Source organism: Lentzea flaviverrucosa (genome assembly GCF_003350445.1).
Taxonomy (GTDB): domain Bacteria; phylum Actinomycetota; class Actinomycetes; order Mycobacteriales; family Pseudonocardiaceae; genus Lentzea; species Lentzea californiensis.
Window position 1 is genome coordinate 157,039 of the sequence record NZ_QQAU01000005.1, and the last position, 11,752, is coordinate 168,790.

General features: G+C 68.0%; 13 protein-coding genes. 6 read left to right on the forward strand and 7 right to left on the reverse strand.

Going from position 1 to position 11,752, the window contains the following annotated elements; translation table 11 throughout:
- Positions 1-45 precede the first annotated feature (45 nt).
- Complete coding sequence (locus DFR72_RS17460) at positions 46-972, reverse strand: aldo/keto reductase (RefSeq protein WP_177224555.1); 927 nt, start codon at positions 970-972, stop codon at positions 46-48.
- 38 nt (positions 973-1,010) lie between these two features.
- Here DFR72_RS17460 and DFR72_RS17465 point away from each other — a divergent pair, with 38 nt between their 5' ends.
- The gene (locus tag DFR72_RS17465) at positions 1,011-1,793 is read left to right on the forward strand and encodes a TIGR03620 family F420-dependent LLM class oxidoreductase (RefSeq protein WP_090066174.1); all 783 of its coding nucleotides are present in this window, start codon (positions 1,011-1,013) and stop codon (positions 1,791-1,793) included.
- Here the strand turns inward: DFR72_RS17465 and DFR72_RS17470 are convergent.
- Positions 1,783-2,067, reverse strand: coding sequence for a DUF427 domain-containing protein (locus tag DFR72_RS17470; protein WP_090066173.1), 285 nt, complete (start codon positions 2,065-2,067; stop codon positions 1,783-1,785). The genes DFR72_RS17465 and DFR72_RS17470 overlap by 11 nt on opposite strands.
- Positions 2,068-2,224: 157 nt before the next feature.
- Between DFR72_RS17470 and fbaA the strand changes: the two genes are divergently transcribed.
- Positions 2,225-3,259, forward strand: a complete 1,035-nt coding sequence (fbaA, locus tag DFR72_RS17475) for a class II fructose-bisphosphate aldolase (protein ID WP_090066172.1) — start codon at positions 2,225-2,227, stop codon at positions 3,257-3,259.
- A 48-nt stretch (positions 3,260-3,307) separates the two neighbouring features.
- Here fbaA and DFR72_RS17480 read toward each other — a convergent pair whose 3' ends face one another.
- Positions 3,308-4,141 (reverse strand): SDR family oxidoreductase, encoded by an 834-nt coding sequence (locus DFR72_RS17480; protein WP_090066171.1) that lies wholly within the window; start codon positions 4,139-4,141, stop codon positions 3,308-3,310.
- Positions 4,142-4,225: 84 nt separating this feature from the next.
- On the opposite strand from DFR72_RS17480, the gene DFR72_RS17485 reads away from it, so the two are divergent.
- Positions 4,226-4,606 (forward strand): winged helix-turn-helix transcriptional regulator, encoded by a 381-nt coding sequence (locus DFR72_RS17485; RefSeq protein WP_090066170.1) that lies wholly within the window; start codon positions 4,226-4,228, stop codon positions 4,604-4,606.
- Here DFR72_RS17485 and DFR72_RS17490 read toward each other — a convergent pair.
- Positions 4,577-5,701: a hypothetical protein gene (locus DFR72_RS17490; RefSeq protein ID WP_090066169.1), complete on the reverse strand. Its 1,125-nt coding sequence runs from the start codon at positions 5,699-5,701 to the stop codon at positions 4,577-4,579. The genes DFR72_RS17485 and DFR72_RS17490 overlap by 30 nt on opposite strands.
- Positions 5,702-6,004: 303 nt before the next feature.
- On the opposite strand from DFR72_RS17490, the gene DFR72_RS17495 reads away from it, so the two are divergent.
- Positions 6,005-6,415, forward strand: a complete 411-nt coding sequence (locus DFR72_RS17495) for a DUF3151 domain-containing protein (protein ID WP_090066168.1) — start codon at positions 6,005-6,007, stop codon at positions 6,413-6,415.
- A gap of 412 nt (positions 6,416-6,827) precedes the next feature.
- On the forward strand, positions 6,828-7,988 hold the full coding sequence (locus DFR72_RS17505; RefSeq protein WP_114773703.1) for an FUSC family protein: 1,161 nt from the start codon (positions 6,828-6,830) through the stop codon (positions 7,986-7,988).
- A 159-nt stretch (positions 7,989-8,147) separates the two neighbouring features.
- Here the strand turns inward: DFR72_RS17505 and DFR72_RS17515 are convergent, their stop codons facing one another.
- Together DFR72_RS17515 and DFR72_RS17520 are read right to left on the reverse strand one after the other, a co-directional pair.
- The gene (locus DFR72_RS17515; protein WP_090066165.1) at positions 8,148-8,777 is read right to left on the reverse strand and encodes an HNH endonuclease family protein; all 630 of its coding nucleotides are present in this window, start codon (positions 8,775-8,777) and stop codon (positions 8,148-8,150) included.
- 103 nt (positions 8,778-8,880) lie between these two features.
- The gene (locus tag DFR72_RS17520; protein ID WP_090066346.1) at positions 8,881-9,489 is read right to left on the reverse strand and encodes a hypothetical protein; all 609 of its coding nucleotides are present in this window, start codon (positions 9,487-9,489) and stop codon (positions 8,881-8,883) included.
- A 110-nt stretch (positions 9,490-9,599) separates the two neighbouring features.
- Here DFR72_RS17520 and DFR72_RS17525 point away from each other — a divergent pair, with 110 nt between their 5' ends.
- Positions 9,600-10,889, forward strand: coding sequence for an adenylosuccinate synthase (locus DFR72_RS17525; RefSeq protein ID WP_090066164.1), 1,290 nt, complete (start codon positions 9,600-9,602; stop codon positions 10,887-10,889).
- On the opposite strand, the gene DFR72_RS17530 is transcribed toward DFR72_RS17525, so the two are convergent.
- Positions 10,882-11,739, reverse strand: coding sequence for a hypothetical protein (locus DFR72_RS17530; RefSeq protein ID WP_114773704.1), 858 nt, complete (start codon positions 11,737-11,739; stop codon positions 10,882-10,884). The two genes, DFR72_RS17525 and DFR72_RS17530, sit on opposite strands and share 8 nt — an antisense overlap.
- Positions 11,740-11,752 lie beyond the last annotated feature (13 nt).

An 11,752-nucleotide genomic window follows, 5' to 3' on the forward strand; every position in this document is an offset into this window, starting at 1 on the left:
GCTCGTCACGGTAACGCAACCTACTCCCGGTAAGCTACTGGCAAGTTAAATTGCGCTGAGACGGTCTGCCTCGGCCTGGGTGAGCTCCAGGGTCAGCACCGGGAGCAGGTCGCTGAGCTGCTCCAACGTTCGTGCGGACGCGAGCGGCGCAGCGACCGTCGGCTGCTGGGCGAGCCACGCCAGGGCGACCGCCGCGACCGTCGTCGCATGCGTCTCGGCCAACTCGTCGAGCACTTCGAGCACCTGCAGACCGTGCTCGTCGAGGTACTTCGACGCCGCGCCCGCCCGCGCGCTCTGCACCTCGACGCCCGGCCGGTACTTGCCGGTCAGGAAGCCCTTGGCGAGCGACCAGTACGGCACGGTCGCCAGGCCGTGCTCCGCGACGGTGTCCTGCAGGGCGCCCTCGAACTTGTCGCGGCTGACCAGGTTGTACTCGGGCTGCAGCGCCACGAACTTCGCGAAGCCCTCGCGTTCCTGGACCTCCAGAGCCAGCGCCAGCCGTTCGGCGGAGAAGTTGGACGCGGCGAGGTACCGGACCTTGCCGTCGCGGACGAGCTGGTCGTAGGCGGCCAGCGTCTCCTCCAGCGGCGTGTTCGGGTCGTCGAGGTGGTTGTAGTAGAGGTCGATGTGGTCGACGCCGAGCCGCTTCAGCGAGCGTTCGGCGGCGGTCAGCACGGTGTCGCGCTTCTGGTTGCCGAACCCGGCGAGCATGCCGACCTTGGTGGCCACCACGACCTGGTCGCGGTCGCCGCGCCTGGCCAGCCACCGGCCGATGATCGTCTCCGACTCGCCGCCGGAGTTGCCGTCGGCCCAGGCCGAGTACACGTCGGCGGTGTCGAGGAAGTTCCCGCCCGCCGCGGTGTAGGCGTCGAGCACGGCGAACGACTGGTCCTCGTCGGCGGTCCAGCCGAACACGTTGCCGCCCAGGCAGAGGCGGGACACGTCCAGGTCTGTGGTGCTCAAGATCGGCATACTGCGCAAGGTAGTCCGCCACGACGATTGGGGTTCGGATGCTGGGAACGTTCGGGGTCTGGGGTTCGCACTACGAATGGGCCGGGAAGATCGGCGAGATCGCCGAGCTCGAAGCACTCGGCTACGGCGCCTTCTGGATCGGCGCCTCACCGGACATCGCCCTGGTGGAGCAGGCGTTGGCCGCCACCACGTCGATGACGATCGCCACCGGCATCACCAACGTCTGGCAGACCGAGCCCGAGGCGATCTCCGCCGAGTTCCACCGGCTCGCCAGCGACCGGTTCCTGCTCGGCGTCGGCGCGGGGCACCGGCAGCTCGACCAGGCCTACGAGAAGCCCTACGAGAAGCTCGTGTCCTACCTCGACCGGCTCGACGTGCCGGCCGATCGGCTCGTGCTCGCCGCCCTCGGCCCGAAGGTGTTGAAGCTCGCCGCCGACCGGACCGCGGGCGCCCACCCGTACCTGGTGCCGGTCGAGCACACGGCGGAAGCGCGCAAGGCGGTCGGCGACAAGCTCCTCGCGCCGGAGGTGACCGTGGTCGTGGAGGAGGACCCGGTGGTCGCGCGGGCCATCGCGCGGGAGCAGCTGGCGGTCTACTTCACGCTCACGAACTACGTGAAGAACTGGCGCCGGTACGGGTTCTCCGAGGAGGACGTCCAGGGATCGGACCGCCTGCTGGACGCCCTGGTCGCGCACGGCAGCCCGGACCAGGTGGCCGCGAAGCTGCAGGCGCACGTCGACGCGGGTGCCGACCACGTGGCCGTCCAGTCGCTGAACGGCCACTACGCGGAACTGGCCGGCGCCCTCGGGCTCAGGCGCTGATCTCGACGCCCTTCCAGAACGCCACGTGGCCCTTGATCTGCTTCGCCGCTTCCTTCGGCTCGGCGTAGTACCAGGCCGCGTTGGTGTTCTCGGCGCCGTCCACCTGCAACGAGTAGTAGTTCGCGTCGCCCTTCCACGGGCAGTGGGAGGTGTGGTCGGTCGGCTTCAAGACGGCCGGATCGACGGACTCCAGCGGGAAGTAGTGGTTGCCTTCGACCACGACGGTGTCGTCGCTCGAAGCGATGATCTTGCCGTTCCACTGAGCGGTTGCCATGTCATCCACTATCCCCCTACCGGCGGGTAGCGCGGAGCGGCTGGTCAACTGCCACTTGATCGATCACTCTGTGATGGCGGCCACCGCGCCGGCCCCGTGACACTGCCTCGTAGGATGCGAGCTGACACCCGTTCAGGGCGCCTGAGGAGGACCACCGATGCCCATCGCAACTCCCGAGGTCTACGCGGAGATGCTGGACCGGGCCAAGGCGAACGAGTTCGCCTACCCCGCCATCAACGTCACGTCGTCGGAGACGCTCAACGCGGCTCTGCGCGGCTTCGCCGAGGCTGAGAGCGACGGCATCATCCAGTTCTCGACCGGTGGAGCCGAGTTCGCCTCGGGTACCAAGGTCAAGGACATGGTGACCGGCGCCGTGGCGCTCGCGGAGTTCGCGCACGTGGTCGCCGCCAAGTACCCGGTGAACATCGCGCTGCACACCGACCACTGCCCGAAGGACAAGCTCGACGGGTACGTGCGTCCGCTGATCGCGATCAGCCAGGAGCGGGTGGACAAGGGCGGCAACCCGCTCTTCCAGTCGCACATGTGGGACGGCTCGGCCGTCGCGCTGGACGAGAACCTCCAGATCGCGAGCGAGCTGCTCGACCTGTCCGCCAAGGCGAAGCTCGTCCTCGAGATCGAGGTCGGCGTCGTCGGTGGCGAGGAGGACGGCGTCGACAACGAGATCAACGACAAGCTCTACACGACGGCCGAGGACTACCTGAAGACCGTCGAGGCGCTCGGCGCCGGTGAGAAGGGTCGCTACCTGCTCGCCGCGACCTTCGGCAACGTGCACGGCGTCTACAAGCCGGGCAACGTGAAGCTGCGCCCCGAGATCCTCAAGCAGGGCCAGGACGTCGTGGCGGAGAAGCTCGGCCTCGCGGCCGGCTCCAAGCCGTTCGACCTGGTCTTCCACGGCGGCTCCGGCTCGCTGCTCGAGGAGATCCACGAGGCCGTGTCGTACGGCGTCATCAAGATGAACATCGACACGGACACGCAGTACGCGTTCACCCGTCCGATCGCGGCACACATGTTCGCCAACTACGACGGCGTGCTGAAGATCGACGGCGAGGTCGGCAACAAGAAGGCCTACGACCCGCGCAGCTACCTCAAGGCCGCTGAGCAGGCCATGGCCGCCCGCATCGCCTCGGCGTGCGAGCACCTCAAGTCGTCGGGCCGCATGATCGCGGGCTGACACCTGGCGTGACGAGGGCCCCGGCTGTGCGCCGGGGCCCTTTCGCTTTCAGCGGAAGGCTTCCACGTTCCGCTCGGCCCAGTCGGCGAACGTGTGCGGGGCGCGGCCGAGGACTTCCTCCACGTCCGGGCTGACCCGCTGCTCGTGTTCGGTCGGCGCGCCGAGGATGTCCAGGGTGTCGTCGGCGAGCTCGCCGGGCATGAGATGTTCCAGGCCCGCCTTGGCCTCGGCGCGGGTGAGCTCGTGGAACGCCACCGGTTGGCCCAGCGCCGCAGCGATGGCCGCGGTCTGCTCGCGCGGCGTGATCAGCCCGGGGCCGGTCAGCTCGTACACGCCGCCGTCGTGCCGCTCGTCCGTCAGGCAGGCCGCCGCGACCTCGGCGATGTCCAGCGGGTCGAGGATCGGCACGCCGATGTCGCCGAACGGCGCCGCGACCGTCCTTCGTGCGCGGACGGACTCGGCCCACCACAGGGCGTTCGACGCGAAGCCGCCCGGCCTCAGGATCGACCAGTCCAGCCCGGAGCCGCGGACGACGTCCTCCAGCTCACGCGTCGCGATCCGCGTCGGCCCGAACGGCCGGGTCGCCACGCCCAGCGTGGACAGCAGCACGATGCGCCGCACGCCGCTCGCCTTCGCGTGGTCGACGACGCCGGACGGAACCGCCCCGGCGACGTGCAGGTCTCCGGACAGCAGCACGAACAACGCCTTCGCCCCCGCCAGCGGGAGCGAGTCGGGACGGGCGAGGTCGGCCTGCACGTGCCGGACGCCCGGAGGCACCTCCGCCGCGTGCCGCGACACGGCCGTCACCTGCTCGCCGGCCTCCGCCAACGCCCTCGTCAGCGGCCTGCCGATGTTCCCGGTAGCGCCGGTCACCACGATCATTTCGAGCTCCTTCGTCGATGTGGGCACGACGCTAGGAACCGGGCTTACATTTCGTAAGGACGTACCTCTGGGTAAGCTCCCTACATGGCGGTCGGAGCTCAGTTCACGCGCCCCGAGAACAACGGGCGCTATGACGTGTTTCACACCAACTGCCCCGCGCGCGAGATGGTCGACCACGTCACCAGCCGCTGGGGCATCTGGGTGCTGATCTCGTTGCAGACCAACGACCTGAGGTTCTTCGAGCTGCGCGACGGCATCCAGGGCATCAGCGAGAAGATGCTGTCCCAGACGTTGCGCGGACTCGTCGAGGACGGCCTGATCTGGCGCAGGGTGGAGCCGACGACCCCGCCCCAGGTCACCTACGGGTTGACCGAGTTCGGGCGGGACGTCGGTGAGCCGCTGGCCGACCTGTTCGGCCGGATCACCAGCCGGCTGTCAGCGGAGCTGGCCGAGCTTCGGCCCTGACGCGAACAGCTGCGCCCTCGGCCGGTGGACCAGCATGTCCCCGACCGTCCACAGCACCGCCAGCAGCACGGCCGTGACCGCCGCCGACGAGAACGAGATGGGCGGCCCCCACAGGTACTCCTGCTGGAACCAGATGCCGACGTAACCGACCGTCGTGACGGCCGCCGAGCCGAGCACCGCGGCAGCCGGGGTCGGCATCTCCACCGCGTGCGCCGCGTCGATGGCCAGCGCGACCAGGATCAGGAACAGCGGCACCGCGGACTTCGGGAAGTCGATGCCCGCGAGCAACGGCCAGATCAGGCACCGGTACGCGACGTACCCGCCCGCGACCGCCGTGGCGGCCCACCGCCGTCCGATCGTCCGGCGCGCGATGACCAGCACGAGCGCCGCGGCGACCAGTCCCCACACCGGGTAGACCCAGTCGGCGATGGGCAGCGCGAAGTGCACGACCGCCTCCCGCCCGACCGGCACGCCGAGCTGGTCCGCGGCGAACTGCAGCAGGATCGGCTCGGCCTCGGCATTACCGCTGTCGTAGGCCTGCAACGCGCGCACGCCGTACTCCTGGTGCTGGTTGGGGAACCAGATGTTCTCCAGGAAGAAGAACCACAGCGCCACGAGCCCGAACGTCCGCGCGTTGCCCTCGGGGAAGTACTTCATCCACCCGCGGATCGCGCCGGCGAGCATCACCGCCGTACCCAGGTAGAGCAGCGCGTGCGACCCGCTCCAGCTCGTGATGTCGAGCCCGTTGACCCGGTGGTTGATGATGTCGATCGGCAGGGCCACGAGGAAGATCCCGCACCCGACCTGCATCAACCGGATGGTCGGCTTGTCGCCGCCGTACCCGGTGAACGTGTGGAACAACGTCAGCCCGACCACGATGACCGTGCCGACCGTGTTGATCAGGTGCGGCGGCGCGAGGTCGTCGCGCAGCCACTTGAAGTGCCACGAGACGTCCCACGACGACCCGATCAACTTGAGCAGGAGACCGACGAGCCACAGCTGGTAGAGCTGCTTGGTGAGCGCCGCCGGTGTCTCCCTGCCGGGCGCGCCCCGCTCCCAGTACTGGTCCCGGAACTGCCTAACCCCCTGGATCATCCGCACATCATGAGCTGACCGGTGGTGTCCAGGTAGGCGGAACGGCCCTGGTTTTACCCTGATGTTTCCAATTCGATGTGCTCGATGGGGTGAACGAAGTTGAACTTCTGCGGGCTGGATCGGCAAGGTGCACGGCCATGAGCTCTGACTCGACCGACAGTTACAAGGCGACCACGAAGCAGCGGATCATCGCCGGCGTGCTCGTCACCGTGCTGCTGCTGGCCGTTGTGGCCACCGTGATGAGGATGTTCGTCTGAGGGTGTTCGTCCAGCCCGGTTCCGGGGATGGGGCACGATGGGGCGCATGGTTGAGAACCTCCTCGGGCCCGAGCCGACTCGTCTTCCCGAACGTCCTGAGGCGCAGGCTGCCGCTGATGGCGGTACTGATCCCGGCAAGATCGTCCGGGCTTATCCGGACTTCTCCGAGGCGTGGGCGCTGCTGGCCGAGCGCGCTTTGCACGCCGGGGATCCCGTTGCCGCTTATGCCTACGCCCGTACCGGGTACCACCGTGGGCTTGACCAGCTGCGGCGGTCTGGGTGGAAGGGATTTGGGCCCGTGCCGTGGAGTCACCGGCCGAACCAGGGGTTTTTGAGGGCGTTGGCGGCGTTGGCGCTTGCCGCTCGGGAGATCGGGGAGGACGAGGAGTGGGACCGGTGCTCCAAGTTCCTCGCTGACTCGGATCCGGAAGCTCCGGCTGCGCTTGGGCTGGCCTGACGCGTCCCGGCTTGCGGGCGGCCTGGTTGCGTTGCGTGCTTTCCCTGGGGCTCTGCCCCAGACCCCGGCAATCTGATCAGGGGGTAGCGCCGCCAGCGGGCAGATGGCACGCCTGTTGCGTTGGGCGGCCGCCGGTTGCTTAGAGGGTTGTGTTGGCGGTGGGGTCCCATCACGAGCCGAGCCAAGAGCGGGCCACATGCAAGGAGGGGTGTCAACTCGACGAAAAGCGTGTCGAGTTGACACCCCTCCTTACATGCAGCAAGAGCTATGGCGCGACTCGTGATGGGACCCCACCGCCCGGCCCGTGTGGAAGGACGGCTCGCCTTCGGCTTCGCTGGGGAGGACGGCTCGCCTTCGGCTTCGCTTGCGATGAGACTGGCGGCCTGTGTGGGTGCAGTGAGAGTGGTGAGTTGTGGGAGCGGTTCGGGAAGCAGTCAGGCGTGGGTTCGGCCGGTGGCGTGGGGCCGCTTTGCCGATCGTCCAATGTGCCCTGTCCGCTGGGCTTGCCTGGATGTTCGCGACGCTCGTCATCGGGCATCAGCACCCGTTCTTCGCGCCCATTGCCGCTGTTGTCTGCCTTGGGGTTTCGCTGGGGCAGCGGTTGCGGAGGGTTGGGGAGCTCGTTGTTGGTGTGTCGGTTGGTGTTGGTGTTGGGGACGCGCTGATCAGCTGGATCGGTAGTGGGCCCTGGCAGATCGCGCTGGTTGTGGCGTTGGCCATGTCTGCTGCGGTGTTGCTGGACGGTGGTTCTGTCATCGCGTTGCAGGCCGGGAGCAGTGCGGTGCTGGTGGCCACGTTGCTGCCGCCCAGTGCTGGTGGTGGGTTCGATCGGATGATCGACGCGTTGACCGGGGGGCTGGTCGGGCTGGCGGTGGCTGCGCTCATTCCGGCCAATCCTGTGACGGTGGCTCAGCGGCAGTTGAAGGTGCTCACGAACACCCTTAGTGGGGCGTTGCGGGATCTCGCTGGGGCGCTCGACTCGAAGGATTCGGTCAAGGCTGCTGGGGTGCTGGCCGAGTTGCGGACCAGTCAGACGACCATCGACGACTACAAGGCGGCGTTGCAGACCGGTAGTGAGATCGCTCGGATCGCGCCTATTCGGTGGCGGTCCAAGGACGAGCTCAAGCGGTATCAGACCGCCGGCGGGCCGGTGGACTACGCGATTCGGAACACGCGTGTGCTTGCGCGGCGGGCCATGGCTGCGTTGAAGGCCGACGAGCCCATTCCTGACGGGGTGCCGGACGTGCTCAGGGACTACGCGGACGCCGTGGACTGCTTGAGGGGCGAGTTGGAGAAGGGTGCCGAGCCCAAGTTGACGCGCGAGGCCGTGCGGGACGCCGCGCGGGTGCTCACCGCGCGGCGCCTCGGTGGGGACGGGTTCTCGTCCAAGGTCGTGCTGGCGCAGATCCGCAGTGTCGCGGTGGACCTGCTGCAGGCGACGGGGCTGAGCCGGAGTGAGGCGATGGAGGCGTTACCGCCTCTCAGCCCTCCGGCCGGTGCAAAAGCCCGTGCAGAAGAGAGTGCACCTGTTCGTGATCGCGAGGATCCGTCAGAACGCACGAAGCGCCCGTGATCGCGTACCACTCTTCCGCGCCCTCGTAGCGGACCAGCGCACGGAGCTTTCCGTCGTCGGAGAGTTCCGTGCTCAGTTCCAGGTCGCCCGTGACCACGCCGACCTCGTCGGTCATCACGCCGCCAGGACCCGCTACGAAAAGCGAGGAGAGTGTTGGCATCAGCAGTTCGTCAGCATCCCGTTCAGTGCGGTTTTCTCGGCGCTGTTCACGCTGAGTCCCCAGGTCTTCTTCGTGCGTACCCACATCCTTGCGTATGTGCACTTGTAAGACGCTACCGACGGCTGCCACTTTTCGGGGCCCTGGTCGCCCTTGGCCTGGTTGACGTTGTCGGTGACCGCGATCAGCTGCGGGCCGTCCAGGTCGTTGGCGAACCTCTGGCGCTTCGTCTGGTCCCAGGACGCCGCTCCGGAGCGCCAGGCGGCTGCCAGGGGCACGACGTGGTCGATGTCCACGTCGGAGGCCGCGGTCCACGTCGCGCCGTCGTACGGCGAGAACCAGCGGCCCGACGTCGCCGCGCAGCTCGAGTCGGTCACCACGTTCGTGCCGTCGCGCTTGAGCACTGCCTCACGGGTGTTGCAGGAACCCGAGACGGTGGACCAGTGCGGGAACTTGTCGCGTGAATAGCCCGTCATCGGGCCGTCCGCGCGGACGGTGAGGGTGGCCAATTCGGTCCTGGCGGTGGATGCGGGAGGGATTCCTGGCGGTGTCGCGAGTGCAGGGGAAACAAAACCAAAGGTGAGAGCTGCTGTGGCAACTAGAACACCAATGGTTCGGTTAACTTTTGACATCGTCCCGACCTTCCTTGTTGGGAAGTGATCGGGACCTACCCTCAGTCACATTATGGAATTAGGCAATGCCTTCGAGTGACACTCAAGTGAATGACAGGTGCCACTACAGACCTCGTACGAGCCTCAAGTCCTCGGTGTGGCGGTACCAGGTCCACTTGTCGACCGGGCGCGGGTGCTTGTGGCCGTCCAGGACCGCCGTCGTGGGGAGGCAGCCGAGCTGGAACGCGCGCGGGCGGCTCACCCGGACCTTGGAGCCGAAGAAGCGCTTGTTGACGATCCGGACCTGCAGGCCGGCGCCGCGGTCCGGGTCCGGTGTGCACTCGATCCGGGAGGCCTGGCCGCGCAGCACGTTGTCCGCGTCGCTGTAGCCGACGCCCCGAACGGGTGCCAACACGCCGAGACCCATCAGCACTCCGCCGACGTCGTCGCGGACGAACGGGACGGGATCTACGTCACCGTTCAGGGCGATGTCGAGGGCACGTGCCGGGTCGGTCGAAAGCCCCCAAAGTGCGGCAACGGACGAATCGGCGAGGGGTACGTAACCCAGTGCCACCGAACCCAGCTTTTCCTTGCGCAGCAACCGCAGCGCGACCGCCGCGAGGTCGGCGTCGGTGCCCGCCACGACCAGCCGCTCTGCGTCCAGATGTGGATCTACGTGGTCCTTGCCGGGCCTCGCCGGGACGACGTGGACGTCGTCACGTTGAGCGATCATTGGCAACTGCGTGTTTCCGCAGGCCAACACGATTCCGCGCACGGTCATCTCCTGGTCTACCCTCACTTACCGGCATTCGCTCGAACCAGTCCAAGTGCTTGGAGTTTCACATGCCGGCCGTCGTGCTGATCGGTGCCCAGTGGGGCGATGAGGGCAAGGGCAAGGCCACCGACATCCTCGGTGAGCGTGTCCAGTGGATCGTTCGTTACCAGGGCGGCAACAACGCGGGACACACCGTCGTCCTCCCGGACGGCCAGAAGTTCGCCCTGCACCTCATCCCGTCCGGCATCCTCACGCCCGGCGTGAAGAACGTGATCGGCAACGGTGTCGTGGTCGACCCCGGCGTGCTGCTCACGGAGCTCGCGGGCCTGGAGGAGAAGGGCGTCGACACCAGCGGTCTGCTGATCTCGTCGGACGCGCACTTGATCATGCCGTACCACGTGGCCATCGACAAGGTGACCGAGCGCTACCTGGGCAAGGCCAAGATCGGGACGACCGGTCGAGGCATCGGCCCGGCCTACCAGGACAAGCTGGCCCGCGTCGGCGTCCGCGTGCAGGACCTGCTGGACGAGAAGATCCTCCGGCAGAAGGTCGAGGCCGCCCTGGACTTCAAGAACCAGGTGCTGGTCAAGGTCTACAACCGCAAGGCGCTCGACCCCGAGCAGGTCGTCGACCAGGTGCTGGAGCACGGTCAGCACTTCGTGCACCGCATCGCCGACACCCGCCTGCTGCTCAACCAGGCGCTCGACCGCGACGAGATCGTCGTGCTGGAGGGCTCGCAGGGCACGCTGCTCGACGTCGACCACGGCACCTACCCGTTCGTCACGTCGTCGAACCCGACGTCGGGTGGCGCGACGGTCGGTTCCGGTGTCGGCCCGACCCGCATCAGCACCGTGATCGGCATCCTGAAGGCGTACACGACCCGCGTCGGCTCCGGTCCGTTCCCGACCGAGCTCAACGACGACCAGGGCGAGTACCTGCGCAAGCAGGGCGGCGAGTTCGGTGTCACCACCGGCCGCTCGCGCCGCACCGGCTGGTTCGACGCCGTGATCGCCCGCTACGCCTCGCGCGTCAACGGCATCACCGACTACTTCCTCACCAAGCTCGACGTGCTGTCCGGCCTCGAGAAGGTGCCGGTCTGCGTCGCGTACGAAGTGGACGGACGCCGCACGGACGAGATGCCGATGTCGCAGACCGACGTGCACCACGCCGTCCCGGTCTACGAGGAGCTGCCGGGCTGGTTCGAGGACATCTCGCACTGCCGCTCGTTCGACGAGCTGCCGGCGAACGCGAAGGCGTACGTCGAGTACCTGGAGAGCATCATCGGTGCCCGTGTCTCGGCGATCGGTGTCGGCCCGGGCCGCGACCAGACGATCGTGCGCCACGACGTGCTCAGCTGACAGCTCGCTCCTGGGCCTCGGCCAGCTCGGTCCGCGTGACCTCCAGCTGGTCGAGGCCCTTCAGGAACTCGCTCGTCATCGACCCGTCGTCGGGACCGTTGTCCCGGAACACGACGAGGCACGACCGCGTGCCGTTCTCCAGCGCCCGCAACGCCTCTGCCCAGCTCGTGGCGATCTTCGGGTCCGGGGGTGCCGGGAACGGTTCGCGCAACACCGGCCCGAGCGCCTCGCACCCGGCCGCGATCGCCGCCGGGTCCGCGGCACGCACGCCCGTGAACACCTGCTCGCTGGCCCGTACGACGGCCGTCACCCGGTCCCGCCCGCCGCCGTACATCCACGTCCCCACGGCCACGTCCTGGTCGTTCTGAGGCCGCCCTGCGGCGGTTCCCAGGACGACGATCGCGAACGGCACCAGCACCGCGACGACGAAGGCGCGGAACACCGCCCGTGTGGCGGAGTCGAGCGCGAGCCCGGCGGGCGGCTCGGCCGGTCCCTCCGGAACAGCAGCCGGGTTGCGCCGGTAGCGCGTCCAAGCCCGCTGGACCGCGTGGAACAGCAGCGCCACCACCAGGAGCAGTGCCGGGCCGGCGGCGAGCCACCACAGCCGGTTGCCGAGGAACGCCGCCATGCACTCCCGATAGCTGTCCTGTGTGGACTCACCGGCGTCCTGGGTGAGGTAGAAGCCTGACCGCACCTGGCACCGGGCGTCGTCGAACGGGGTGGCCGTCGTCCACGCGTGCGCGTACCCGTCGAAGATCAGCAACGTGGCCGCGACCGCCAACAGAGTCAGCGACGCGAACCTGAGCGCGGTGCCGAAAGGCACCCCCGGTCTGTCGCCTTCCGGATCCATGGCGTGAATCGTG